The organism is Modestobacter excelsi (genome assembly GCF_005930495.1).
GTDB lineage: Bacteria > Actinomycetota > Actinomycetes > Mycobacteriales > Geodermatophilaceae > Modestobacter > Modestobacter excelsi.
In genome coordinates, this window is sequence record NZ_SJEX01000052.1 from 1 (window position 1) to 25,839 (window position 25,839).

Consider the following 25,839-nt stretch of genomic DNA (forward strand, 5'->3'; position numbering starts at 1 on the left):
CGGTAGGACGATCGGCCACGCCGCCGCCGGCGTCGTCCACAGGCGTGGGCGATGTCCACAGTCCCGGTCCTGCGCACGACCGCACCTGCCGCACCGCCTAGGTTCGGCCCATGCCACTCCCCTCCCGCGCCGAGGTCGTCGTGGTCGGCGCCGGTCTCGCGGGACTGTCGGTGGCGACCCGGCTGGCGGCCGCCGGCCGGGACGTCCACCTCATCGACGCCGCCGACGCCGCGGGAGGCCGGCTGGCCACCACCCGGATCGACGGCTTCCTGGTCGACCGCGGGTTCCAGGTGCTCAACACCGGCTACCCGCGGGTCGCCGACCTCGACCTGCCCGCGCTGGACCTCGGCTTCTTCTGGACCGGCGCCGTGCTGCGGGTCGAGGGTCGCGCGCACCGGGTCGTCGACCCCCGCCGCCACCCCGCCGGCACCCTCGACACCCTCCGGGCGCCCCTGGGCGGCCCGCTCCGGGACGCCGCACTCGCCGCGTTCTCCGCCCGCGCCGGCTACCTGCCCGTTGCCCGGCTGCTGTCGGCACCGGAGCGGTCGGCCGAGGAGTCCCTGCGCCGGGCCGGCGTCGGTGAGCAGGCCCTCGAGGCCTTCCTCCGGCCCTTCCTGGCCGGCGTGCTGCTGGAGGACCGCCTGGAGACCTCCAGCCGGTACCTCGACCTGGTCTGGCGCAGCTTCGTCCGCGGCCGGGTCGGACTGCCCGCCGCCGGCATGCAGTCCATCGGCGGTCAGCTGGCGGCCCGGCTCCCGGCCGGACGACTGCACCTGGGCGTCGGGGTGAGGGCGGTCGACGGCGGCTCCGTGCGCACCGAGGCCGGGACGACGACCGCCGACGCGGTGGTGGTCGCCACCGACCCGGGCACCGCGGCAGCGCTGGTGCCCGGCCTGGACGCCGCTGCCACCCGCCAGGTGACCACCCACCTGCACGTCCTGCCCGCGTCACCGTGGCCCAGCCCGCTCATCGTGCTCGGGCAGCCAGGCGGGCAGCTGGTCAACACCGTGGTCGTCTCCGACGCGCAGCCCGCCTACAGCCCCGACCGCCGCGCGCTGGTGGCCAGCTCCACGCTGGCCCCGACCCGGGAGGCGGACGTCCGCGCCGAGGTCGCCCGGGCCCACGACGTGGCCGAGACCGACCTGGAGCACCTCACCAGCGTGACGGTGACCGGGGCCCAGCCGGCCGCCGCTCCCCCGCTGCAGCACCGCCGCCCGGTCGACCTCGGCGGCGGGTTGTTCGTCTGCGGTGACCACCGGGACACCCCGTCGATCCAGGGCGCCATGGCCAGCGGTGCCCGCACCGCCCGGGCGGTGCTGCGTCGGCTGGGCGGGTCCGCACCCGCGGCGGCCGACCGGGGCGGCCGGTGACCGCCACCGCGCCGACCGTGCTGGCCACGAGCATCGGCTTCGACTCCCGCGGCCGCGGACCGTACGACTGGTCTCCGGGGCCGGTCTTCGACCTGGCGTTCCAGCTGGCCGGCGACCCCGGCCGACCCCGGATCTGCCACCTGGGCACCGCTACCGGGGACGACCCGACCCGGATCGCCGGCTTCTACGGGGCCTTCGCCGCGCGCCCCGACGTGGCCGTGTCCCACCTGAGCCTGTTCCCGATGCCCACCGTCGCCGACGTCCGCGCGCACCTGCTGGCCCAGGACGTCGTGTGGGTCGGTGGTGGGAGTGTCGCCAACCTGCTCGCCGTCTGGCGGGTGCACGGCCTCGAGGAGGTGTTCCGCGAGGCGTGGCTGGCCGGCGTGGTGCTCGCGGGGGTCTCGGCGGGCTCGCTGTGCTGGCACGTCGGCGGGACCACCGACTCCTACGGCCCCGGACTGCGTCCGGTGACCGACGGCCTGGGTCTGCTCCCGTACTCCAACGGCGTGCACCACGACTCCGAAGAGCAGCGCCGGCCGCTGTACCACCGGCTGGTGGCCGACGGCACCCTGCCACCGGGGTTCGCCACCGACGACGGCGTGGGCCTGGTGTACCGGGGCACCGAGCTGGTGGAGGCGGTCGCCGACCGGCCGGGGAAGGCGGCCTACCGCGTCGAGCGGGGAGACGACGGGACGGCGCAGGAGACGCGGATCGAGCCGCGCCGACTGCGCTGACGGCCCCGTCCCGTGGCCTGCCTCGAGCGTGCGAGAGGTGGGGAGGGCGGGGTCCTCTCGCATAGGCTCCGAGCGTGAGCGAACTGCGAGTGGTCCGGGCGGGCACGGTCCCCTACGAGGACGCGTGGGCATGGCAGCGCCGGCTGCACCAGGAGCGCGTGGCGGGCACCGGCCCGGACACGCTGCTGCTGCTGGAGCACCCGGCGGTCTACACCGCCGGCAAGCGCACCGAGCCGCACGAGCGGCCCTTCGACGGCACACCGGTGATCGACGTCGACCGCGGCGGGAAGATCACCTGGCACGGCCCAGGTCAGCTGGTCGGCTACCCGATCGTGGCCCTGCCCGACCCGGTCGACGTCGTCGCGCACGTCCGCCGGATGGAGCAGGCGCTGATGGCGGTGTGCTCCGGCGTCGGTGTCGCCACCGCGCTGGTCGAGGGCCGCAGCGGTGTCTGGGTGCTCGCCGACGACCGGGGGCCGGACCGCAAGGTGGCGGCCATCGGCGTCCGGGTGGCCCGCGGGGTGACCATGCACGGCTTCGCGCTGAACTGCGACCCGGACATGGCGGCGTTCTCCAACATGGTCCCGTGCGGCATCCCCGACGCCGGCGCCACCTCGCTGAGCGCCGAGCTCGGCCGGGACGTGCCGGTCAGCGAGGTCATCGACGCCGTCGAGGCCGCGATGCGCGAGGTCCTCACCGCAGCGCAGACCGTCCCCGCCTGACGGGGCCCTGACTCTGATCAGGTCACCTGATCAAAGGGTGTCCTCCCGCACCAACGCCGGTGCGGGAGGACGGCCGGTGATCAGGTCACCTGATCCACGCTGACCACCCGGCGAGTTCAGCCGAGGACGAAGTTGACCAGCCGGCCCGGCACCGCGACCACCCGGCGGACGGTGGCGCCGTCCAGGAGCCCGGCGATCCGGCCGTCGGCGCGGGCCGCGGCCTCCAGGGCGGCGGCGTCCGCGTCGGCGGGCACCTTCACCTGCGCCCGCACCTTGCCGTTGACCTGCACCGCGACCTCGACCGTGTCGTCCACCAGCCACTGCGGGTCGGCCACCGGGAACGACGCCCAGGCCACCGAGTCCGGGTGACCCAGCCGGGCCCACAGCTCCTCGGCCAGGTGCGGGGCCAGCGGCGCCACCAGCAGGACCAGGGCCTCCGCCACCGGGCGGGGCACCGCCGTCCCCGGCTGGTAGGCCGAGGTCAGGTGGTTGGTCAGCTCGGTGATCCGGGCGATGGCGATGTTGAACCGCAGCGTCGTCATGCCGTCCCGGACGGCCTCGATCGCCCGGTTCAGCGCCCGCGAGGTGTCGGCGTCCGGCTCGACGTCCCCGGCCCGCACCGCGCCGGTCTCCTCGTCGACGACCACCCGCCAGATCCGCTGCAGCAGCCGCTGCGACCCGACGACCGCCTTGGTCTCCCACGGCCGCGACTGGTCCAGCGGGCCGGTCGACATCTCGTAGACCCGGAAGGTGTCGGCCCCGAAGGCGTCGACCATCTCGTCGGGGGTGATCACGTTCTTCAGGCTCTTGCCGATCTTCCCGTACTCACGATTGACCGGCTGCCCCTGGTGCAGGAACTGCCCGTCGGACTCGACCACCTCGGCGGCGGGGACGTAGAAGCCACGCGCGTCGGTGTAGGCGAACGCCGAGATGTAGCCCTGGTTGACCAGGCGGCGGAACGGCTCCTCGCTGGAGACGTGCCCCAGGTCGAACAGGATCTTGTGCCAGAACCGGGCGTACAGCAGGTGCAGCACCGCGTGCTCCACCCCGCCGACGTACAGGTCGACGCCGCCGACGTCACCCGGCTCCTGCGGCCCCAGCCAGTAGCGCTCCAGCTCCGGGTCCACGAGGACCTGGTCGTTGGTCGGGTCCGCGTAGCGCAGGTAGTACCAGCACGACCCGGCCCAGTTGGGCATCGTGTTGGTCTCCCGCCGGTAGGTCCGCGGGCCGTCCCCCAGGTCCAGGGTGACCGTCGTCCAGTCGGTGGCGCGCGACAACGGCGGCTCGGGCTTGGAGTCCGCGTCGTCGTCGGCGAACGTCTTCGGCGAGTAGTCGTCGACGTCGGGCAGCAGCACCGGCAGCAGCGACTCCGGGACGGCGACCGGCAGGTCGGCGTCCGGCCCGTCGACGGCGTACACGATCGGGAACGGCTCGCCCCAGTACCGCTGCCGGCTGAACAGCCAGTCCCGCAGCTTGTACGTGGTCGTCGCCTCCCCGTGGCCGGAGGCCACCAGCCACTCGGTGACGGTGGCGATCGCGGCGGCCTTGTCCAGCCCGTCCAGCGACAGGTGCTCGTTCGAGCTGTTGATCATCGGGCCGGTGCCGGTGTACGCGCCGCCGTCGAAGCCCGCCGGCGGCTGCACCGTGCGGACGACGGGCAGCCCGAAGACCTGCGCGAACTCCCAGTCCCGGGTGTCCTCGCCGGGCACCGCCATGATCGCGCCGGTGCCGTACCCGGTCAGCACGTAGTCGGCGATGAACACCGGCAGGTCGCGGCCGGTCAGCGGGTTGACCGCGGACACGCCCAGCCACACGCCGGTCTTGTCCCGGCCCTCGGTCTGCCGCTCCAGCTCCGACCGGCGCGAGGCCTGCAGCTGGTAGGCGGCCACGGCCTCGGCCGGGGTGGCCGCACCGGCCGTCCACCGCGGGTCGGCGTCGGCCGGCCACTGGGCGGCGGTCAGCGTCTCGACCAGCGGGTGCTCGGGTGCCAGCACCAGGTAGGTGGCGCCGAACAGGGTGTCCGGGCGGGTGGTGAACACCTCGACCTGCTCGCCCTCGACCGCGAACCGGACGCGGGCACCGGTCGAGCGACCGATCCAGTTGCGCTGCATCTGCTTCAGCGAGTCCGGCCAGTCCAGCCGGTCCAGGTCGGTCAGCAGCCGCTCGGCGTAGGCGGTGATCCGCATCTTCCACTGGGTCAGCGGACGCCGGAACACCGGGAAGTTGCCGCGCTCCGAGCGGCCGTCGGCGGTGACCTCCTCGTTGGACAGCACGGTGCCCAGCCCGGGCGCCCAGTTGACCGGCGCCTGGTTCAGGTAGGCCAGCCGGTGCGCGTCGACGACCCGGCGGCGCTCGACCGGGGACAGCTCCGCCCAGCTGCAGCCCTCCGGCAGCGTGCCCGGCGCCGGCTCGCGGGTGCCGGCGTCCAGCTCGGCCACCAGCTCGGCGATGGGACGGGCCTTCCCGGCGTCCGGGTCGAACCAGGCCTCGAAGACCTGCCGGAAGATCCACTGGGTCCACTTGTAGTAGCCCGGGTCGATCGTGGCGAAGGTGCGGCGGGTGTCGTGGTCGACGCCCAGCCGGCGCAGCTGGCGGCTGATCGCCGCGATGTTCGACTCGGTGGTGACCCGCGGGTGCTGACCGGTCTGCACGGCGTACTGCTCGGCGGGCAGCCCGAAGGCGTCGTAGCCCATCGGGTGCAGCACGTTGCGCCCGTCCATCCGCAGGAACCGGCTGGTCACGTCGGTGCCCAGGTAGCCCAGCGGGTGCCCCACGTGCAGCCCGTCCCCCGAGGGGTAGGGGAACATGTCCATGACGAACGCCTTGGGCCGGTCGGCGACCCGGTCGAAGCCCTCGCTCAGCGGACCGACCGGGTTGGGCGTGTGGAAGGTGCCCTCGGTCTGCCAGCGGTCCTGCCAGGCGAGCTCGATCTGCTGCGCCAGCGCGGGGGTGTACCGGTGCGGCGGCACCCCGTCGGTGGACGGGTCGGTGCTCGGGCTGGCCGTCTGGCTCATGGTCGGGTGCTCCCAGGTGCTGGTGTCCGGTGCGGCGGGCAGAAAAAAACCCCTCACGCAGGAGGGGTCGCCGTGCTGCTCTGAGGTCTCAGGTCAGCACGGCGGGAGAAGCAGGAGTCCGCCGGTCACGGAGCCGATCCTAGCGCGCGGCACGCCCGGCTCCCGGCCCGTCACGGCCGAGTGGCGTCGGTCACGCTTGCGGGACCGTTTCGTCCGTTGATCGTCCGGGCAGTCCATGAGTGGCGTTCAAGATCGCAGCGCCGCCCCGCCGGGCCCGTGAGAGCGCACCCCGGGGCGATGCAGCTGCCGACCGGTCCAGGACCGGAGGCTCCGCCCACATCCCCGACGACGCCGGTCGCAACCGGTGCCGCCCGTGGTCGTGCACGCCCTCGTGATGCCCCTCCCGGACCGGCGCCAGCTGGAGGACCACCATGACCGACGCCGCCCCGACACCGTCCACCCGCCAGCCGGACCGCCCCGCCGAGCCGCTCAACGCCGCCACCCTGCCCGGGCTCGCCGACCGCGCGCAGGTGCCCACCTACGACCGGGCCGCCCTCACCCCCGCGGTGGTGCACATCAGCGTCGGCGGGTTCACCCGGGCCCACCAGCTGGTCTACCTCGACGAGCTGGCCGAGCGCGGGTGCACCGACTGGGGCGTGGTGGGCGTCGGCCTGCACAGCACGAGCATGCGCGACGCCCTCGCCCCCCAGGACCACCTCTACACCGTGGTGGAACGGGGCGAGGACGCCGAGCGGGCGCGGGTGGTCGGCGCGATGGTCGACTACGTCTACGCCCCGGACGCGCCCGAGCGGGTGCTGGACCTGCTCGCCGACGAGCGGACCCGCGTGGTCACCATGACCGTCACCGGCACCGCCTACCGGATCGACCCGCACAGCGGCGCATTCGAGCCCGACGACGAGGCCCGGGCCGACCTCGAGCACCCGCAGCAGCCCTGCTCGGTGTTCGGCTACCTCGTCGAGGCGCTCGACCGTCGCCGGCGGGCCGGCCTCCCTCCGTTCACGGTGCTGTCCTGCGACAACATGCAGTCCAACGGGACCGCGGCCCGCACCGCCGTCGTCGGCTTCGCCCGGCTGCGGGACGAGGTCCTGGCGCGCTGGATCGCCGACGAGGTCGCGTTCCCGAGCAGCATGGTCGACCGGATCACCCCGGCGACCAGCACCGACGAGCGGGACGCCATCGCCGCCGACCTCGGCATCGACGACAACTGGCCGGTCATCACCGAGCCGTTCTCGCAGTGGTTCGTCGAGGACCGGTTCTGCAACGGCCGGCCCGCGCTGGAGACCGTCGGCGTCCGGTTCGTGGCCGACATCGGCCACTACGAGCTGATGAAGACCCGGCTGCTCAACGCCAGCCACTGCGCGATCGGCTTCCTCGGCCAGCTGGCGGGCTGGGAGACCACCGACCAGGTCGTGTCCGACCCCGTCTTCCACGACTACCTGGACCACCTGATGCTCGGCGAGGTGATCCCGCTGCTCCCCCGGCCCGACGGCGTGGACCTGACCGAGTACGAGTCCGCCCTGCTGCGCCGGTTCGCCAACCCGGCCATCGGTGACCAGCTCGGCCGGCTCAGCCGCCGGGGCTCCACCAAGGTGCCCAACTACCTGCTGCCGTCGCTGTGCTCGGCGCTGCAGGAGGACCGCCCGCACGCGCTGCTCACCCTCGCCGTGGCCGGCTGGCTACGGTACCTGCGCGGCACCGACGAGGCCGGCCGGCCGCTCGATGTCCAGGACCAGCTGGCCGACCGGCTGCAGGAGCTGGCCCGCAGCGGCGGCACCGACCCGCGCCCGCTGCTCGGCGAGCGGTCGGTCTTCGGGGACTTGGTCGACGACGAGGCGTTCGTGGGGCGGCTGGAGGAGGCGCTGCGGCAGCTGGAGGACGACGGCGTCCGGGCGACGCTCGCCGACCACCTCGCCGCCGCCGGACCGGTGCCCGCGCAGGACGACGAGGACGCCGCCACCGAGGAGCAGGTCCCGGCCTGAGCGGGGCCGGCGGGGGCACCGCGGCCGGTGCTCCCGCCGTCCGGCCGGTGTGTCGCACGGCGCGGCGGACCGGCCCGGCCGAGTGCTCATGATCACCTCGGCGTTTGTCGTGCGACACTGCAGGGCACGTAGACCTCCCGGCGTTGAGCAGCAGCGCCGCCTGGCGAACGACCGCAGACGGCCCGCCCCTGGTCAGGGCGACGCCGAGCAGCTGCGGGCAGGCCACTGACGCTGCAGCCGCCCCCCGGCGGCCGCGCGAGGGACGGTCGGTCGCGACGGGGCCCGGTGACACGGGTGCGGCAGGCAGTGAACAGGACGCGGGACAACCCGCAGGTCCAGCACGTTGACGGCAGATGAGGAGGTCACGCATGGCAGCAGGCGCCCCGCACGGCAGGGTCGGATGGGTCGATGCCCCGGCCGAGGAGGCTGTCCCGCTGTCCGAGCGGACCCTCGGCGTGCACGCCGGCCGCCTCCGCGTCCCCACCTACGACCGGGCCGCACTGACCCCCGCGGTCGTCCACTTCAGCGTCGGCGGGTTCCACCGCGCCCACCAGCTCGTCTACCTCGACGACCTGGCCGAGCAGGGCGTCACCGACTGGGGTGTGGTCGGTGTCGGGCTGCACTCCCCGGCGATGCGGGACGCACTCCGTCCGCAGGACCACCTGTACACCGTCGTCGAGCGCAGCTCCGCCGGTGAGCAGGCCCGGGTGATCGGCTCGATGGTCGACTACCACTTCGCGCCCGACTCCCCTGAGACGGTCCTGGCGCTGCTGACCGACGAGCGCACCCGCCTGGTCACCATGACCGTGACCGGCAACGCCTACCGGATCGACGCGCTCAGCGGCGAGTTCGCCCCCGACCACGCGGTGCTCGCCGACCTCGCCGACCCGCACCACCCGCGGTCGCTGTTCGGCTACATCGTCGAGGCGCTCGACCGCCGCCGCCGGGCCGGGCAGCGCCCGTTCACCGTGCTGTCCTGCGACAACATGCAGCAGAACGGGGAGGCCGCCCGCGCCGCCGTGGTCGGCTTCGCCCAGCTCCGCGACGAGGTGCTGGCCCGCTGGATCACCGACAACGTGGCCTTCCCGGGGAGCATGGTCGACCGGATCACCCCCTCGACCAGCGAGCAGGACCGGGACGACATCGCCCGGCGGTTCGGTGTCGCGGACACGTGGCCGGTGATCACCGAGCGGTTCTCCCAGTGGGTCATGGAGGACTCCTTCTGCAACGACCGGCCGCCGCTGGAGCGGGTCGGCGTCCAGTTCGTCGGCGACGTCGGCGACCACGAGCTGATGAAGACCCGGCTGCTCAACGCCTGCCACTCGGCGCTGGGCCACCTCGGTCAGCTGGCCGGGCTCACCCGCGTCGACGAGGTCATGGCCGACCCGGCGCTCGGCCGCTACGTGGCCCGGCTGATGGCCGAGGAGATCGCCCCGCTGCTGCCGCCCCCCGCGGGGGTCGACCTGGCCGGGTACCAGCGGAGCCTGGTGCAGCGCTTCGCCGACCCCTCGATCGGCGACCGCCTCGACCGGCTGTGCCGGCGGGGCTCGTCGAAGGTCCCGCTGTACCTGCTGCCGTCCCTGCGGACGGCGCTGGCGACCGGCCGGCCGAGCCGGCTGCTCACCCTGGCGGTCGCCGGCTGGTGCCGCTACCTGCAGGGCACCGACCTGGCCGGGGGCGAGCTCCTCGTCGTCGACGAACGCGCCGCCGAACTGCGGCAGCTGGCCCGGGCGGGCGGCACCGACCCGCGTCCGCTGCTCGGTGTGCGGTCGGTCTTCGGCGACCTGGGCGACGACCTGGCATTCGTCGACGCGCTGGCGCTGGCGCTGCGCGAGCTGGAGCGGGACGGCGTCCGGGCGACGCTGGCCGTGGCGGTGGACTCCGCAGCCGGTGTTCGCCACGATGCGGTCACCGCCGTGGCCGCGGGTCGGGCCGTGGACCACGGACGACGCGCGGGCACGGGGGCGATGACCCCCGTCCCGGTGGCCACGGCCGCGGTGGCCGGCGAACGCCTGCTGCCCGCCTGACCCAGCCACCCATCCGACCGACCCCTGAGGAGGGCGCACCGATGCCACCGATCCCCGCAGCGCTCGCCGAGCGTCTCGAGGCCCTGCTGTGCGACGCGGACGGGAACCTGTTCCCCTCCGAGGAGCCCGCCTTCGTCGCCTCCGCCGACGTCACCAACCGCTTCCTGGCCGCGCACGACATCGACCTGCGCTTCACCGCCGAGGAGCTCCGGCTGGCCACCACCGGCAAGAACTTCCGGACGACGGCGGCCGACCTCGCCGCCTCCGCCGGCCGGGACGTCGTCGACCTCGACACCTGGGTCGCCGCGGAGAAGGAGGTCGTCACCGGCCACCTGGCGCAGACCCTGCGCCCGGACGCGGAGGTCACCGCCGCGCTCACCACGCTCTCGACCCAGCTCACGCTGGCGGCGGTGAGCTCCAGCGCGCTGTCCCGGCTGGCCGGGTGCTTCACCGCCACCGGGCTGGACGAGCTGATCCCGTCCGCCCGCCGGTACAGCGCCGAGGACTCGCTGCCGACCCCGACCAGCAAGCCCGACCCGGCCGTCTACCTGCACGCCTGCGCCGAGCTGGGCATCGCCCCGGAGCAGGGCCTGGCGGTCGAGGACTCGGTGCCCGGTGCCCTCTCCGCGGTCCGCGCGGGCTGCCCCACGGTGGGCAACCTGCGCTTCGTCGCGCCCGACGAGCGGGCCGAGCGCGCCGAGCAGCTCCGGGACGCCGGCGTCCTGGCGGTCATCTCCTCCTGGACGGAGCTGACCGACCTGCTCCGGCCCGCTCCCGAGTCGGCGCTGACCACGGCGGGCGGTGCGGGGTGAAGGTCGTCCTGAACAGCTTCCAGGGGGACTACTCCGACAGCCCGCGCGCCCTCTACGAGGCCCTCCGCGAGCGCGGGGACGACCACGAGTACGTCTGGCTCTCCCGGCCCGACCGGGTCGCGGACTTCCCGGCCGAGGTGGCCACGGTCGACTTCGGCAGCGCCGAGGCGCGGGCCGCCCTGGAGTCCGCCGACGTCGTCGTCTCCAACGACCACATCGGCTTCGACTGGGACAAGCGGCCCGGCACCACCTACCTGCAGACCTGGCACGGCACCCCGCTCAAGCGGATCCACAACGACGTGCTGTGGGCGCCGGAGGGCCGGCTGGCCTACCTGGACACCGAGATCGCCCGCTGGGACGCGCTGCTGTCGCAGAACCCGGCAAGCACCCCGCGGTTCCGGCAGGCCTTCGGCTTCACCGGCCCGGTGCACGAGACCGGCTACCCGCGCAACGACGTCCTCAGCTCACCGGACCGGGACCGGATCCGCGCCGAGGTCCGTGCGCAGCTGGGCATCGCCGACAGGGTCACCGCCGTGCTGTACACCCCCACCTGGCGCGACGACCTCGTCTTCGCCGAGGGCGGTGGCCCGCAGCACACCTTCCCGCTGGACCTCAACGAGTTCGCCGCCGGTCTCGGCGAGGACCACGTGCTGCTGCTCCGGCTGCACCAGATGGTCGCCGACCGGCTGGAGTTCCCCGAGGGCGGGCCGGTCCGCGACGTGTCGTCCCACCCCGACATCCGGTACCTGTACCTGGCCGCCGACGTCCTGGTCACCGACTACTCCTCGACCATGTTCGACTTCGCCGTCACCGGCCGGCCGATCGTCAACTTCACCTACGACCTCGACTACTTCAAGGACGAGCTGCGCGGGTTCTACTTCGATCTCGCCGCGGCCGCGCCGGGCCCGCTGCTGGCGACCAGCGACGAGGTCCTGGCCGCGATCGCCGAGCTCAGCAGCCGGCCGTGGGTGCCCACCCCGCAGTACACCCGCTTCCAGGAGACCTTCTGCTCCCTGGAGGACGGCCACGCCACCGAACGGGTCCTCGACCTGTTCTTCCCGTCCCAGCAACAGAACGACGAACCGAGGAGATGAGCATGCGCACTGCAGACCCGATCCTGACCGGGCACAGCGATCGGCGGTCGCGTCCGGCCGTCGCCGGTCGTTCGTCCGACGCCCCCACCGCATCCCCGCAGGTGGTGATCCTGGCCGCCGGGATGGGCACCCGGCTGGGCCGCAAGCTGCCCAAGCCGCTGACCCCCCTGATGGACGGCCGCAGCATCATGCAGCAGCAGCTGGACGGCATCCGCGCCGTCTTCGGCGACGCCGCGTCGGTGACCGCGGTCGTCGGCTACCGGGCCAAGGCCGTCATGCGGGCGCAGCCGGACCTCCGGTTCGCCTTCAACCCGGACTTCGCCGCCACCAACACCTCGCAGAGCCTGCTGCGCGCGCTGCGGACCTCCCACCCGGGCGGGGTGCTCTGGATGAACGGCGACGTGGTGTTCGACCCCGCCGTGCTCGACCACGCCGCGTCGCTGGTGCGCGCCGACGAGAGCTTCGTCTGCGTGGACACCTCCACGGTCGCCGACGAGGAGGTCAAGTACACCCTCGACGGCGACGGCTTCATCGCCGAGCTGTCCAAGACCGTCGTCGGTGGGCTGGGCGAGGCGGTGGGCATCAACTACGTGTCCAGCGGCGACAAGGCGGCCCTGGTCGAGCACCTCGCCGCGTGCGAGCTGCACGACTACTTCGAGCGCGGCATGGAGCTGGCCGTCCAGCACGCGGGGGTGCGCTTCCACCCGCTGGACATCTCCCGGTTCTCCGCCGTCGAGGTCGACTTCGACGAGGACCTGCAGCGGGCGAACACCTGGCTGGGCTCCCGGGCGGCGCTCGAGCCGCTGTCCTCCGAGCTGGGCTGAGCGACCCGGTCCGACCGACGAACGCCCCACCCCGAACCCGGGGTGGGGCGTTCGTCGGTTCAGCCCAGCTGCGGGGCGACCTCGCCGGCCACCAGGTCGAGGTGGTCGAGGTCGGTCAGGTCGAGCACCTGCAGGTACACCCGGCCCGCGCCGGCCTCCGCGTAGCGGCCCAGGGTGTCCACCGCCTGCGCCGGCGTGCCCGCGGCACCGTTGCGGCGCAGCTCGTCGACGTCCCGGCCGATGGCGGCGGCCCGGCGCCGGAGCTCGGCGTCGTCCCGCCCCACGCACAGCACCAGCGCCGAGCTGTACACCAGGTCGGCGGGGTCGCGGCCGGCGTCCGCGCAGGCCTCACGCACCCCGGCGAACAACCGCGCGTTGTCCTCGGCCGAGGCGAAGGGCACGTTGAACTCCGCGGCGTACCGGGCGGCCAGCCGGGGCGTGCGCTTCCGGCCGCTGCCGCCGACCAGGACGGGGACGCCGCCGGGCTGCACCGGCTTGGGCAGCGCCGGTGAGCCGGCGAGCTGGTAGTGCGTGCCGGCGAAGTCGAACCTCTCGCCCACCGGGGTGCCCCACAACCCGGTGATCACCGCCAGCTGCTCCTCGTAGCGGTCGAAGCGCTCGCCGAGCTCGGGGAACGGGATGCCGTAGGCGGCGTGCTCCTCGGCGAACCAGCCGGACCCGATGCCGAGCTCGACCCGGCCGCCGCTCATCTGGTCGACCTGCGCCACCGTGATCGCCAGTGGTCCGGGCAGCCGGAAGGTGGCCGCGGTCATCAGCGTGCCGAGCCGGATGCGGCTGGTCTCCCGGGCCAACCCGGCCAGCGTCACCCAGGCGTCGGTCGGGCCGGGGAGCCCGTCCCCGCCCATGGTCAGGTAGTGGTCGGAGCGGAAGAAGGCGTCGAAGCCGGTCTCCTCGGTGCGCCTGGCCACCGCGAGCAGGTCGTCGTAGGTGGCGCCCATCTGGGGTTCGGTGAAGATCCGTAGCTGCACGGCCCGAACGTAGCCAGCGGCCGGCCCCGCCGCTGCGGGGATTCCTGGTTGGGGGTGTGCCGGGAGGCGATGCCGGGCAGGATGATCGCGACGCGATCAACCGGAGGTGCTGGAGTGTTCCGCAGGAAGAGCCGGACAGAGGTCATCGGCGCCGAGTTGCAGGAGGGCTTCGCCCACATCGGCGCAGCGGTCGCCGAGGCCCGCAAGGCGACGGCGGAGCAGTTGGGCCCGCAGGTCGCCGCCGCTGCCAAGGCCGCGCAGCAGACGTACGCCGCAGACGTCGCCCCACGGGTGGAGGCGGCGGTCGCCGCGATCGCCCCGCAGCTCGACGCCGCACGGGAGGTCCTCGTGCCCCGCCTGGACGCCGCGCGGGAGACCCTGGTGCCGCGGATCGAGGCGGCGCAGAAGAGCCTGGCGCCGCGGATCGAGGCCGCGCAGAAGGCCTACGAGTCCGACGTCGTCCCCCGGCTGGAGGCGGCGACCAAGGTCGCCCGCGCCAACCTGGAGACCGCCGTCGCCGCGGCCGCGCCGCGGATCGAGGCGGCACGCGGGGCCGCCGGCCCGGCACTGGACGCGGCTATGGCCAACCTCGCCGCCCAGGTGGCGGCGACGGCCCCGAAGATCACCGCGGCGCGTGACGCCGCCGGTCCGCGGATCAGCGCCGCCCGCGTGGCGGCCGGCCCGGCACTGGACAGCGCCCGGGCCAACCTCGCCGCGCAGGTCGAGGCCGCCCGCGCCCAGCTCGACTCCCGCAGCGCCGACCTCGCCGCCACCGCGGCGACGCTGAGCGCGGCGACCGCCAAGCAGACCGACAAGGTCCGCAAGGACGCGGCCGCCGCTGCCGAGGCCGCGCGGGTGCAGGCCGCCGTCCGGGTCGCCGCCCTCAGGGCCGCCGCCGACGCCACGACCAGCGCCGCGGGCAAGAAGGCGGACAAGCTCAGCAGGAAGGCCGACAAGCTGGCCCAGAAGGCAGCCAAGCGGCGCGCGGAGATGGAGAAGGCCACAGCCAAGGCCCGCAAGCAGGCCGCCAAGCGCACCGCGGCGACCGTGACCTCGGTCAGGCGGAGCGTGGGCCTCGAGAAGCCCCAGCCCCGCCGCTGGCCGTGGGTGGTCGCCGCCCTCGCCGCGATCGCCGCGGGCGTCGTCGTCCTGATCCGCCGCAACGCCCCCGAGGACCAGTGGATGCCCGCGCCGACCGGCGACGGCCCCGTGCCCAGCTACCGAGAGGACCCCGTGCCCAGTTCACCGAGCACCCCCGCAGGCGGATCCGAGAGCCCTGAGGCCCAGGGCAAGACGGTGTCCACGTCGATGACCGCACCGTCGGACTCCGGGCCGGCCGAGGGCGGCATCGGCGCCCTCGAGGCCGAGCCGGCCTCCGGCCCCGGCGAGCCCAGCAACCAGGACCGTCCGACCACCGCGACCGGCACCACCAACGACCCGGACAGCCCGGTGGCCACGGCCGCGCCCGACAGCTTCACCGAGGCCCCCGGCAGCGCCGGCAACTCGGCGCCCAGCCGGGGCACCCGCCCCGACGAGGACGCCGCGGGCTGACCCGCCGCACCACCCGCTCACACAGGGGCCCAGCCGATCCGGCTGGGCCCCTGTGCTGCGTCCGGGGCCCGAGGGGTGCTGACCGGCCGGAGTACCGTGCTCGCCATGAGCCTGGGCATGGAGGAGGCACCTGCGGAGACCCCGACGGCGTCCTCCCGGATCGAGCCGGCCGGTCGCAAGATGCTGCGCCTGGAGGTCCGCAACAGCCAGACACCCATCGAGCGCAAGCCCGAGTGGATCAAGACGAAGCTGAAGACCGGGCCGGAGTACACCGAGCTCAAGTCGCTGGTCCGCCGCGAGGGGCTGCACACGGTCTGCGAAGAGGCCGGCTGCCCCAACATCTACGAGTGCTGGGAGGACCGCGAGGCGACCTTCCTCATCGGCGGTGACCAGTGCACCCGGCGCTGCGACTTCTGCCAGATCGACACCGGCAAGCCCGCCGACTTCGACGCCGACGAGCCCCGCCGGGTCGCCGAGAGCGTCGTCTCGATGGGCCTGCGCTACGCCACCATCACCGGCGTCGCCCGTGACGACCTGCCCGACGGCGGTGCCTGGCTGTACGCCGAGACGGTCCGGCAGATCCACGAGCAGATCCCGGGCTGCGGCGTCGAGCTGCTCATCCCCGACTTCAACGCCGAGCCCGCCCAGCTGGCCGAGGTCTTCTCCTCCCGGCCCGAGGTGCTGGCGCACAACGTCGAGACCGTGCCGCGGATCTTCAAGCGGATCCGCCCCGGCTTCCGGTTCGAGCGCTCGCTGTCGGTCCTCACCGCCGCCCGCGAGGCAGGCCTGGTCACCAAGTCCAACCTGATCCTGGGCATGGGCGAGGAGCCCCACGAGGTCGTCGAGGCCATGCAGGCACTGCACGACGCCGGCTGCGACCTGCTGACGATCACCCAGTACCTGCGGCCCAGCGTCCGGCACCACCCGGTCGTCCGGTGGGTCAAGCCCGAGGAGTTCGTCGGCTTCCAGGCACAGGCCGAGGAGATGGGCTTCGCCGGCGTGCTGGCCGGCCCGCTGGTGCGCAGCTCCTACCGCGCCGGCCGGCTCTACCAGCAGGCCGCCGAAGCGCGCGGGCTGACCCCGACGGTCTGAGTTCGCCTGCGGCCCGCTGCAGGGCCCGCGCCGCGCGTCAGCGTGGTGTGGGGGGCACCGGGGTCCTTCTTCTATCCTGGCGGCATGGCACGCAGCAGGTCCACCGACACCTCCGCTCCCTCCGGCAAGGCCGGACGGGGCCCGGCCGGCGGGCCGCCCGGACGCGGTACCAAGGGCTCGACGGCCGTGGGCGCAGGCAAGAAGGGCAAGCCCAAGGTCGGCAAGGACGGCCAGCCGAAGGTCTCGCGGCTGACGAAGTTCAAGAACCAGGCCGGCATGATCAGCCAGGCCTACAAGATGACCTACCGGAACGACCCCAAGCTGCCCTGGGTGATGCTCATCGCCTTCGTGGTGGTCGTCGCGGTGGTCGAGCTGATCGGCATCCTGCTCGGCTCGCCGTTCCTGTTCCTGCCCATCGCTGTCCTGCTCGGCCTGCTGGCCGCGCTGATCCTCTTCGGCCGCCGAGCCCAGGGCACCGCGTACCGGCAGGTCGAGGGCCAGCCCGGTGCCGCCAGCTGGGTGCTCGAGGGCATGCGCGGCGACTGGCGGGTCACGTCGGGCGCCGCGGGCAACCGCGAGCTGGACGCCGTCCACCGGGTGCTCGGCCGGCCCGGCATCGTGCTGGTCGGCGAGGGCAACCCCCAGCGGGTCCGGAGCCTGATCGCCCAGGAGAAGCGGCGGATCGCCAAGGTCGTCGGCGACACCCCGATCTACGACGTCACGGTCGGCGACGGCGAGGGCCAGGTCCCGCTCAAGAAGCTCAGCGCGCACGTCATGAAGCTCCCGCGCAACCTGTCCGCCGCCGAGGTCAACGCCCTCGGCAAGCGGATGGCCGCCCTCGGCGGTGCCCGGATGCCGGTGCCCGGCGGCCCCCTCCCCGGTGGCCGGCAGATGTCGGTCAGCCAGCGGCAGGTCCGCCGGCGGTGAGGGAACACCCCCTGGCCCCCACCACTCGCAAGCTCGCAGCGGGACCCTGCAGGGGGCCTCAGGCCAGGTCGCGGCGGCGCATCAGCACCAACCCGCCCGCCGCGAACAGCACCAGGTAGCCGAGCAGGAAGCCGATGGCGGTCCCGCTGGTCAGGATCGTCTGGACACCCGGCGCGCGGTCGCCCGCGGCCCCGCCCAGCGCCCCGACGAGCGACCCGGCGGCCGTGCCGGGCAGGTGGTCGGTGACCACGGCCAGCCCACCGATCAGGTCGGCCACCCCGCGCAGCAGGTTCTCCACCACCAGCGCCCACACCAGGCCCAGCCCCACCGCGAGCGCCGGGCTGCGGGTCAGCACGCCGATCAGGACCCCGGCAGCGCACCACATGCCCAGCACCAGGATGCCAGTGCCCACGCCCTGCGCGAGGGCGCCGACCGAGGGCAGGTCCACCGGCTGGTCCTCGACCGCGGCCAGCACGCTGGACACCGCGAGGTCGAGGGCGAAGGTGGCCAGCACGAGGCCGACCACCGTCAGCGCCAGGACGACGAGGGTGCCGCCGAACGTGGTGCCCCGTCCCGGCCCCTGGGTGAGCACGGTCTTCCAGCTGCCCCAGCCGAACCCGCTGCCCGCCGCGAGCGCGCCCAGGATCAGCACGATCGCCCCGCCGAACAGCGGGGTCCCCTGCACCGCGGCCGACGGCACCGCGTCTGGCAGCAGACCGGCCAGCAGTTGCGCACGGGGCACCCGGTCGGCCGGCCCGGAGACGTCGCCGGTGCGGTAGGCGATGTAGTTGAAGACGTAGACGAACGCCAGGTCCAGGGCGAACCAGACGCCGATCAGCACCCAGGTCGCCGGCCAGCGGCGCAGCCGGAGCACCTCGGCGCGGGTGCTCCCCAGCAGCCCGCTCATCGCGCGCTCCCGGCGGGCTGCGTCATCGGCGCCCCGGTCATCGCCAGGAACACCTCCTCCAGCGACCTCTCCACGGTCGTCACCTCCAGCACGTCGACGCCGGCACCCACCAGGTTCCGGGTCAGCTGCGGGATCAGCTCGGGTCCGGCGTGCACCCGGAGCGCGTCGTCCGCGCCGCCGTGCACCACCTCGACGGCGTCGTCCCCGCTGACCCGCATCGCCACAGCGAGCGCGAGGTCCAGCGGCCGCGCGCGCAGCAGCACCGCCGTCGCCCCGCGCAGCTCGGCGACCGTGCCCTCGGCCAGCAGCCGGCCCCCGGCGATGACGCCCACCCGGTCGCAGACCTCCTGCACCTCCGCGAGCAGGTGGCTGGAGAGCACCACGGTCTGGCCACCGGCGGCGACGTCGACCAGCAGCGCGCGCATGTCCGCCATCCCGGCCGGGTCCAGGCCGTTGGTCGGCTCATCGAGCACCAGCAGGTCGGGATCGCCGAGCAGGGCCGCGGCCACGCCGAGGCGCTGCTTCATGCCGAGGGAGTACCGGCTGTACCGGTCGCCGCCGCGGCTGCGCAGGTCCACCCGGTCGAGCACGGCGTCGACGCCCCGGTCGTCGACCCCCTGGTAGCGCGCCATCACCCTCAGGTTGTCCCGGCCGGACAGGTACGGGTAGAAGCCCGGCCCCTCGACCAGGGCGCCCACCCGCGCGACGACCGGGGGGCTGCCGGGAGCGTCGCCGAGCACGACCGCCCGGCCGCTGGTGGGCCGGACCAGTCCCAGGACCATCCGGAGGGTGGTCGTCTTCCCCGCGCCGTTCGGGCCGAGGAAGCCGTACACCTCCCCCTGCCGCACGGTCAGGCTGACGGAGTCGACCGCCAGCCGGTCGCCGTAGCGCTTGCTGAGTGCGTCGGTGCGCACGATGGTGTCGGTCATGCCGGCCACCGTCGGTGACGCCGGCCGTCGCCCACATCCGCCGTCGGGCGGCTCCCGGCGTACGCAGGACTGCGTAGGCCGATGACGTCGGGACGACGACGCCGGCCGGGGTCAGGCGGTCCTATCGTCGCCGGGTGACCGTCCCCGCCGCACCGGTCCACCGGGGCCGGCCGCCCGGCGACTGGTGGTGGGACGTCGGTCCCGCCGCGGTGCTGCTCCTGCTGTGCTGGGTGGGCACCGGCGCGGCGGCCCGCAACCAGGGGCTGCCGCACCCGGGCGTCGCGGCCTACGCCCTGGCCAGCGTCGCCGCCCTGGCGCTGCTGGTGCGCCGCCGGTTCCCGCTGGTCACGCTGGCGGTGTGCGGCGCCGCGATCAGCGGGTACCTGCTGCTCGGCTACCCGTTCGGACCGGTCCTGTTCACCGGGCCGGTCGCGGCGTACACGGTGGCGACGCGGGTGCCGTGGCGCACGGCGGCGGTCGCCGGCGTGGCGTTCGTGCTGGTCACCGCGCTGCCCCACGCGCTGGACGCCGACGCCGGCGGCTGGGTGCCCCGGCTGGCCTGGACCGTCGGCTGGGCGGCCGTCGTCTCCGCGCCCGGCGCGATCGGCGCCGCCCTGCAGGCCCGCCGCACCGCGGAGGCGGGGGTGCGCGCCGAGCAGGCCCGGCGGGCGGTCTCCGAGGAGCGGCTGGCGATCGCCCGCGAGGTGCACGACGGCGTCGGGCACGGGCTCGCGGTCATCGCGCTGCAGTCCGGGGTGGCGCTGCACGTGCTGGACAAGGACCCGGCCCGGGCCCGCGAGCTGCTCACCGCCATCCAGGCCACCAGCCGGGAGTCGCTGGACGGGCTGCGCGCCGAGCTGCTGCGCTTCCGCGACCCCGCCGCCCCGGCCGGGTCCCCCGCGCTGCGGCCCACACCCGGGCTGGCCGACCTGCCGGCGCTCGTCGAGCGGATGCGCGCCGGCGGGCTGGTGCTGCACGCCCGGCTCGACGACTGCCCCGGCGTGCCGGCCGAGGTCGGCGCCGCCGCCCACCGGATCGTGCAGGAGGCGCTGACCAACGTGCTCCGGCACGCCGGGGACACCCCGGCCTGGGTCACCGTGCGGTGCACCGCCGGCAGCCTGCTCGTCGAGGTGCGCGACCACGGTCCCGGCCCTGCCGGGGGCGCACCCGCCGGGCTGGGCATCCCGGGGATGCGCGAGCGCGCCGTCGCGGTCGGCGGCCGGCTGGAGACCGGTGTGGAGGACGGCTTCGTGGTGCGGGCCGAGCTGCCGATCCAGGAGCGCACGCCGTGATCCGGGTGGCCGTCGTCGATGACCAGGCCCTGGTCCGGATGGGTCTGCGCGCCCTGCTGGAGACCGAGGAGGACACCGAGCTGGTCGGTGAGGCGGCCGACGGCCGGACCGGGCTTGCCCTGGTGCGGGCCACGCTGCCCGACGTGGTCCTGATGGACGTGCGGATGCCCGAGGTGGACGGCCTGGAGGCCCTCCGCCAGATCGCCGCCGACCCGGCGCTGACCGGGGTGCGGGTCATCGTGCTGACCACCTTCGAGCTCGACGAGTACGTCTTCGCCGCGCTCGCCGCCGGGGCCAGCGGCTTTGTGCTCAAGGACGGCGAACCGGCCGAGCTGCTGCGCGCCGTCCGGGTGGTCGCCGGGGGCGGCTCACTGCTCTCCCCCACCGTCACCCGCCGGGTGATCGAGCACTTCGCGGCCGGGCCGGCGCCGCGGAGCGCGCCGCACCCCGGCGTCGCGGAGCTGACCGAGCGGGAGCGGGAGATCGTGGCCTGGGTGGCCACCGGCCGCTCCAACGACGAGATCGCCGCGGCGCTGGTGGTCAGCCCGGCGACGGTGCGCACGCACGTCAGCCGGGCGATGCTCAAGCTGCGCGCCCGCGACCGGGCCCAGATGGTGGTGTTCGCGATCGAGTCCGGCCTGCAGGTCGACCGGTAGTCGCCGGGCTCGCCCGGCTCCGCAGCGCCGGTTGGCCCCGTCCGGAGGCTCGTCCCGAGCTTGCGAGGGATGAGAGGGACGGGGTCCTTCAGCGGTCCAGGACCACGGCGGTGTCGGTGAGCCGGTCGTGCAGTCCGCGGCCGTCGGAGTCGACGACCAGCGCCGGGAGCAGCAGCACCAGCAGGCCGGTGCGGACGACCGCGCGCCACAGGGCCAACCGCTGGCCCGGCTGCGGGTGGGCCAGCCGGAGACCGAGCAGCCGCATCCCCGGCGTCTGCCCGGCGAGCGCAAGGAAGACCACCGTCATCACGCCGAACGTGAGCAGGCTCCACAGCCGGGGCGCCTCGGGGGCGGTGAACAGTGCCGCGACCAGACCCGAGACGACCGCGTCGATGAGGTACTGCCCGACCCGGCGGCCGAACGGGGCCAGCGACCCCGGCCCGGTGGCGGGCAGCCCCAGTGCGGCGCCGCGGGCGCGTTCCTGAGAGGGTTGGACGTCGTCCCTGGTCACCCTGCCAGCGTATGTCGTCCCCGGCCGCGCCCGACCGGGTCACCGTCGGTGACGACCGTCGCTCCCGGACGACACGCCGAGGGCGGTGTTACCGCGACGAAACACCAGAGACACCCCGGAGCAACCCCCCGCTCGTAACTTGCTCTGGAGCTGGCCGTCCATTCCCGGAGGATCGATGTTCAACAGTCCCGACGAGGTCACCGCGTACATCCGCGACAACGACGTGAAGTTCGTCGACGTCCGGTTCTGCGACCTGCCCGGCGTCATGCAGCACTTCACCATCCCGGCGGAGACGTTCGGCCCGGACACCTTCGCCGACGGCCTGGGCTTCGACGGTTCGTCGATCCGCGGTTTCCAGGCGATCAACGAGTCGGACATGCTGCTTCTGCCCGACGCGAGCAGCGCGTACCTGGACCCGTTCCGCATCCACAAGACGCTGAACATCAACTTCTTCATCCACGACCCGATCACGCGTGAGGCCTACAGCCGCGACCCGCGCAACGTGGCGAAGAAGGCCGAGGCCTACCTCGCCAGCTCCGGCATCGCCGACACCGCGTACTTCGGCCCGGAGGCCGAGTTCTACGTCTTCGACTCGGTGCGCCACAACACTGCGATCAACGAGGGCTACTACCACATCGACGCGGTCGAGGGCTCCTGGAACACCGGGTCGCTCACCGGTGAGAACGGCGGCCCCAACCTCGGGTACAAGACCCGGCCCAAGGGTGGCTACTTCCCGGTCGAGCCGATCGACCACCAGAGCGACCTGCGCTCGACGATGATGGTCAACCTGACCCACGCCGGGCTCGAGCTCGAGCGTGGCCACCACGAGGTGGGCACCGGCGGCCAGGCCGAGATCAACTACAAGTTCGACACCCTGCTCCGCTCGGCGGACAGCCTGATGCTCTTCAAGTACATCATCAAGAACACCGCCTGGGCGCACGGCAAGAGCGCGACGTTCATGCCCAAGCCGCTCTTCGGTGACAACGGCTCGGGCATGCACTGTCACCAGAGCCTGTGGAAGGACGGCGAGCCGCTGTTTGCCGCCGAGACCGGCTACGCCGGCCTGTCGGACATGGCCCGGCACTACATCGGTGGCCTGCTCACGCACGCCCCGTCGCTGCTGGCCTTCACCAACCCGACGGTCAACAGCTACCACCGCCTGGTCCCGGGCTACGAGGCGCCGATCAACCTCGTCTACTCCGCGCGCAACCGCTCGGCGTGCACGCGCATCCCGATCTCGGGTGACAACCCGAAGGCCAAGCGCATCGAGTTCCGGGTGCCCGACCCGTCGGCCAACCCGTACCTGGCGTTCTCGGCGATGCTGATGGCCGGCCTCGACGGCGTCCGCAACAAGATCGAGCCCCCGGCGCCGGTCGACAAGGACCTCTACGAGCTGCCGCCCGAGGAGGCCCTGGGCATCGAGAAGGTGCCCGCGTCGCTGGACGCCGTCCTCGACCGGCTCGAGGTCGACCACGACTACCTGCTCGACGGTGGCGTGTTCACCTCCGACCTGATCGAGACCTGGATCGAGTACAAGCGGGCCAACGAGATCGACCCGATCCGGCTCCGCCCGCACCCGCACGAGTTCGCGATGTACTACGACATCTGAGTTCCACAAGACGCTGAGCTGCGGTCTCACCGCAGCGATGCACCAGCAGTCCCCGACGAGTCCCCACGGGCCGCCAGCTCAGCAGCAACGGCGGCCCGTGGGGACTCGTCACTGTCCGGACACAGGTGCCCATAGGTGTCCAGCGTCGTCTTGGCGCTGCCGTGCCGAAGTCGGTGCTGGACGCAACAGCGCCGGCCCCGGGGGGGTCGCCGGGTGCGCGGCCGTCCAGCCGTGTTCGTAGCGAGGTGGTGAACCGGCCCTCGGTGTGGCCGGACCGATGACTTCTGCGTGCCGTGCCGGTCTGTACGCCGTGTACCTGGTCACGGGAGGCTGACGGCATGCCACGACTGGCCTTCGGCATGAACCTGAGCCTGGACGGCTACATCGCCGCGCCCGGCGACGACCTCGGCTGGAGTGTGCCGAGCGACGAGCTGTTCCAGTGGTGGTCCGACCGGGTGGGTGCGACGGGCCTGTCGCTGTACGGGCGCAGACTGTGGGAGACGATGAGCTCCCACTGGCCGACCGCCGACCAGCAGCCGGGTGCCACACCGGCGGAGATCGAGTACGCCCGCCGCTGGCGGGACATGCCGAAGGTGGTGTTCTCCTCGACGACCAGGACGGTCGACTGGAACACCCGCCTGGTCACCAGCGACGCGGTCACCGAGATCACCCGGCTCAAGGCCGGGGACGGCGGCCCCATGGACATCGCCGGCGCCACACTCGCCGCAGGGGCCATGCGGGCCGGGCTGATCGACGAGTACGCGATCGTCACCCATCCGGTGCTGGTAGGTGGCGGCACGCCGTTCTTCGCGGCCCTGGGCAACTGGGTGCACCTGACACTGGTGGAGACCCGGATGTTCCCCGACGGCGTGGTCCTGACCAGGTACGAGACCAGGCGCTGACCACCCCGACCTCGGATCGGGACGGGCTTCGGGCCGCCAAGGATCTCGTGGCGCTGTGTCTCGAGGCGATCGTGACACCCGTCGGTGATCAGCACCGTCGAACTCGTGGCCGTCTTCCTCGTCGGCCCCGTGGCCGCGCTCTGTGACCCCGGACACCACGCGCGGTCGACGTCAGCCCCGGCTCTCCTCCGGGTCGCAGCGGACCGCGAGGATCGCGATGTCGTCGTCGGCGCGGCCGGTCACGATCCTGCTGAGCAGCCGATCGCAGAGCTCCTCGAGGTCGGCGTCGCGCAACTGGGCCAGTGCTCCGGTGAGTCGGGCGATGCCCTCGTCGATCCCGGTGTGGCCGTGCTCGATCAGCCCGTCGGTGTAGAAGACGACGGTGTCGCCGGGGTGCAGCAGTGCCTCGTGGTCGGTGCGGGGGCCGGTCGAGTCGGCGCCCAGCAGCCGCTCGGGGAGGTTGTCCAGCACCTGGACCCGCCCGTCCGGGCACAGCAGCAGGGGCGGCAGGTGCCCGGCTGAGGACCAGCGCAGGGTGCGCAGCCCCGAACCGGCCAGCTCGACCGGTTGCTCGAGACGGGCGATCAGGGCCGTGGCCAGGGTGCCGATCGCCAGGCCGGTGAGCACACCGTCGACCCGGGAGAGCACCTGGGCCGGGCTCTCCGGCCGGTCGTAGGCGATGCCCCGCATGATGCTGCGGACCTGCCCCATCGCGGCAGCGGCGTCCACGTCGTGTCCCACGACGTCGCCGATCACCAGCAGCGTGGCGCCGTCAGGCTGCTGGAACGCGTCGTACCAGTCCCCGCCCACCTGCTGGTGGACCGCGGCCGGCCGGTACCGGACCGCGATCTGCAGCCGGTCCGGTTGCGGCGGTGGGGTCAGCAGGCTGTGCTGCAGGGTCTCGGCCACCTTCAGCTGCCGGCCGTACAGGCGGGCGTTGTCCAGCGCGAGCGCGCCGCGACGGGCTGCCTCCACGGCGGTGGCGATCTCCGCCTCCGTGTGCGCCGGCCGCGCGCCGGTGTTCAGCAGCGCCAGGACACCGAAGGTCTCCCCGCGGGCCCGCAGCGGCACGATGGTGCAGGAGGTGGTCTCCAGCCGACGCCAGGCCGCGCGTACCTCCTCGTCGGGCAACGAGGGCGCGACCTCCTCCTGGTCGATCGACGAGACCTGCACCGGCTCCCCGGACAGCAGGGCGTCGACCATCGCGGCGTCGTCGACGGCGTCGCGCAGCCGACCGCGCACGTAGGTGTCGAGGTCACCCCGGCGTGCCGGGTCCCGGTGGGACCACGCCTCCTCCCCCGCGCCGCCGTCCTCGCCGACCAGCGCGACCATCGCCCAGTCACACAACCGGCGCGCCGCCAGTTCGGCCAACCGGGTGGCCGACTCGCCGGTGTCCAGGGTCGTGATCATGGCCTCGGAGACCTCGGCGAGGAACCGCAGCCGGTCCCGATCCGCGACCGACTCCGCCGCCGCCGGCTCGCCCCGGCTGCCGGTCACGGCCGGCTCGGTGAGCCCGTCACCGGCCTGCCGGAAGGTGATCTGCAGCAGGTCGTCGTCGACGACGGCGGCGGTGGCGCTCACCCAGCGGTCGGCGGGGGCGTAGAAGCCCTGCCAGGTCACCGGTGCACCGGCACCGCGGGCGCGCAGCAAGAAGCTGTGGAAGATGCTGCCGGCCAGCTCGGGCAGGGCGACCCAGATGCCGCGGCCGATCAGCTCGCCCGCCTGCCGCTCGAGGAGCGCCGCCCCGGCCGCGTTGATGTAGCAGATCCTCCAGTCGGCATCGAACAACGCGACACCGTCCGGCAGCGCCTCCAGGACCGCGGCCAGCACGTTCGGCTCGAGCCGGGCTGCGACGGACTCGCTCACCGTGCCCTCCG

21 protein-coding genes are annotated in these 25,839 nt (G+C 73.8%); 15 read left to right on the plus strand and 6 right to left on the minus strand.

Going from position 1 to position 25,839, the window contains the following annotated elements:
* The first annotated feature begins 110 nt into the window (after positions 1-110).
* The 3 genes from FHL80_RS16395 (at position 111) to lipB (ending at position 2,826) form a co-directional block, all read left to right on the plus strand.
* Positions 111-1,370: an NAD(P)/FAD-dependent oxidoreductase gene (locus tag FHL80_RS16395; protein WP_138734449.1), complete on the plus strand. Its 1,260-nt coding sequence runs from the start codon at positions 111-113 to the stop codon at positions 1,368-1,370.
* Positions 1,367-2,104 carry a Type 1 glutamine amidotransferase-like domain-containing protein gene (locus tag FHL80_RS16400; RefSeq protein WP_138734450.1) on the plus strand — a complete coding sequence of 246 codons (738 nt, stop codon included), beginning with the start codon at positions 1,367-1,369 and terminating at the stop codon, positions 2,102-2,104. The genes FHL80_RS16395 and FHL80_RS16400 overlap by 4 nt, the downstream gene beginning before the upstream one ends.
* A 74-nt stretch (positions 2,105-2,178) precedes the next feature.
* A complete protein-coding gene (gene lipB, locus FHL80_RS16405; RefSeq protein WP_138734451.1) occupies positions 2,179-2,826 on the plus strand; it encodes a lipoyl(octanoyl) transferase LipB in 648 nt (215 codons plus the stop codon).
* Between the two features lie 116 nt (positions 2,827-2,942).
* Here the strand turns inward: lipB and leuS are convergent, their stop codons facing one another.
* Entirely contained in the window at positions 2,943-5,840 is a 2,898-nt protein-coding gene (gene leuS, locus FHL80_RS16410) for a leucine--tRNA ligase (protein ID WP_138734452.1), read from the minus strand.
* Positions 5,841-6,271: 431 nt separating this feature from the next.
* Between leuS and FHL80_RS16415 the strand changes: the two genes are divergently transcribed.
* The 5 genes from FHL80_RS16415 (at position 6,272) to FHL80_RS16435 (ending at position 12,597) form a co-directional block, all read left to right on the plus strand.
* On the plus strand, positions 6,272-7,840 hold the full coding sequence (locus FHL80_RS16415) for a mannitol dehydrogenase family protein (RefSeq protein WP_138734453.1): 1,569 nt from the start codon (positions 6,272-6,274) through the stop codon (positions 7,838-7,840).
* Positions 7,841-8,208: 368 nt separating this feature from the next.
* A complete protein-coding gene (locus FHL80_RS16420; protein WP_138734454.1) occupies positions 8,209-9,867 on the plus strand; it encodes a mannitol dehydrogenase family protein in 1,659 nt (552 codons plus the stop codon).
* A gap of 41 nt (positions 9,868-9,908) precedes the next feature.
* A complete protein-coding gene (locus FHL80_RS16425) occupies positions 9,909-10,679 on the plus strand; it encodes an HAD family hydrolase (protein WP_138734455.1) in 771 nt (256 codons plus the stop codon).
* The gene (locus FHL80_RS16430) at positions 10,676-11,773 is read left to right on the plus strand and encodes a CDP-glycerol glycerophosphotransferase family protein (RefSeq protein ID WP_138734456.1); all 1,098 of its coding nucleotides are present in this window, start codon (positions 10,676-10,678) and stop codon (positions 11,771-11,773) included. Before FHL80_RS16425 ends, FHL80_RS16430 begins: the two co-directional genes overlap by 4 nt.
* Positions 11,774-11,775: 2 nt before the next feature.
* Positions 11,776-12,597, plus strand: a complete 822-nt coding sequence (locus FHL80_RS16435; protein ID WP_216870800.1) for a phosphocholine cytidylyltransferase family protein — start codon at positions 11,776-11,778, stop codon at positions 12,595-12,597.
* Positions 12,598-12,656: 59 nt separating this feature from the next.
* Here FHL80_RS16435 and FHL80_RS16440 read toward each other — a convergent pair whose 3' ends face one another.
* Positions 12,657-13,586 carry an LLM class F420-dependent oxidoreductase gene (locus FHL80_RS16440; RefSeq protein WP_138734457.1) on the minus strand — a complete coding sequence of 310 codons (930 nt, stop codon included), beginning with the start codon at positions 13,584-13,586 and terminating at the stop codon, positions 12,657-12,659.
* Positions 13,587-13,700: 114 nt separating this feature from the next.
* Here FHL80_RS16440 and FHL80_RS16445 point away from each other — a divergent pair, with 114 nt between their 5' ends.
* The 3 genes from FHL80_RS16445 to FHL80_RS16455 all read left to right on the plus strand — a co-directional run bounded on the left by FHL80_RS16445 (position 13,701) and on the right by FHL80_RS16455 (position 17,156).
* Positions 13,701-15,137, plus strand: a complete 1,437-nt coding sequence (locus FHL80_RS16445) for a hypothetical protein (RefSeq protein WP_138734458.1) — start codon at positions 13,701-13,703, stop codon at positions 15,135-15,137.
* Between the two features lie 105 nt (positions 15,138-15,242).
* Complete coding sequence (lipA, locus tag FHL80_RS16450) at positions 15,243-16,229, plus strand: lipoyl synthase (protein WP_216870801.1); 987 nt, start codon at positions 15,243-15,245, stop codon at positions 16,227-16,229.
* Positions 16,230-16,313: 84 nt separating this feature from the next.
* Entirely contained in the window at positions 16,314-17,156 is an 843-nt protein-coding gene (locus tag FHL80_RS16455) for a DUF4191 domain-containing protein (protein ID WP_138734459.1), read from the plus strand.
* 58 nt (positions 17,157-17,214) lie between these two features.
* On the opposite strand, the gene FHL80_RS16460 is transcribed toward FHL80_RS16455, so the two are convergent.
* Together FHL80_RS16460 and FHL80_RS16465 are read right to left on the minus strand one after the other, a co-directional pair.
* On the minus strand, positions 17,215-18,063 hold the full coding sequence (locus FHL80_RS16460; protein ID WP_138734460.1) for an ABC-2 transporter permease: 849 nt from the start codon (positions 18,061-18,063) through the stop codon (positions 17,215-17,217).
* Positions 18,060-18,992 (minus strand): ABC transporter ATP-binding protein, encoded by a 933-nt coding sequence (locus tag FHL80_RS16465; RefSeq protein ID WP_138734461.1) that lies wholly within the window; start codon positions 18,990-18,992, stop codon positions 18,060-18,062. Before FHL80_RS16465 ends, FHL80_RS16460 begins: the two co-directional genes overlap by 4 nt.
* A 134-nt stretch (positions 18,993-19,126) precedes the next feature.
* Here FHL80_RS16465 and FHL80_RS16470 point away from each other — a divergent pair, with 134 nt between their 5' ends.
* Complete coding sequence (locus FHL80_RS16470) at positions 19,127-20,284, plus strand: sensor histidine kinase (protein ID WP_138734462.1); 1,158 nt, start codon at positions 19,127-19,129, stop codon at positions 20,282-20,284.
* Positions 20,281-20,940, plus strand: coding sequence for a response regulator transcription factor (locus tag FHL80_RS16475; protein WP_138734463.1), 660 nt, complete (start codon positions 20,281-20,283; stop codon positions 20,938-20,940). Before FHL80_RS16470 ends, FHL80_RS16475 begins: the two co-directional genes overlap by 4 nt.
* An 88-nt stretch (positions 20,941-21,028) precedes the next feature.
* On the opposite strand, the gene FHL80_RS16480 is transcribed toward FHL80_RS16475, so the two are convergent.
* On the minus strand, positions 21,029-21,451 hold the full coding sequence (locus FHL80_RS16480; RefSeq protein WP_138734464.1) for an RDD family protein: 423 nt from the start codon (positions 21,449-21,451) through the stop codon (positions 21,029-21,031).
* 175 nt (positions 21,452-21,626) lie between these two features.
* Here FHL80_RS16480 and glnA point away from each other — a divergent pair, with 175 nt between their 5' ends.
* Both glnA and FHL80_RS16495 read left to right on the plus strand, forming a co-directional pair.
* Positions 21,627-23,060, plus strand: a complete 1,434-nt coding sequence (glnA, locus tag FHL80_RS16485; protein WP_138734465.1) for a type I glutamate--ammonia ligase — start codon at positions 21,627-21,629, stop codon at positions 23,058-23,060.
* 338 nt (positions 23,061-23,398) lie between these two features.
* Positions 23,399-23,962 (plus strand): dihydrofolate reductase family protein, encoded by a 564-nt coding sequence (locus FHL80_RS16495; RefSeq protein WP_138734466.1) that lies wholly within the window; start codon positions 23,399-23,401, stop codon positions 23,960-23,962.
* A gap of 171 nt (positions 23,963-24,133) precedes the next feature.
* Here FHL80_RS16495 and FHL80_RS16500 read toward each other — a convergent pair whose 3' ends face one another.
* A complete protein-coding gene (locus tag FHL80_RS16500; protein WP_138734467.1) occupies positions 24,134-25,828 on the minus strand; it encodes a SpoIIE family protein phosphatase in 1,695 nt (564 codons plus the stop codon).
* Between the last annotated feature and the right edge of the window lie 11 nt (positions 25,829-25,839).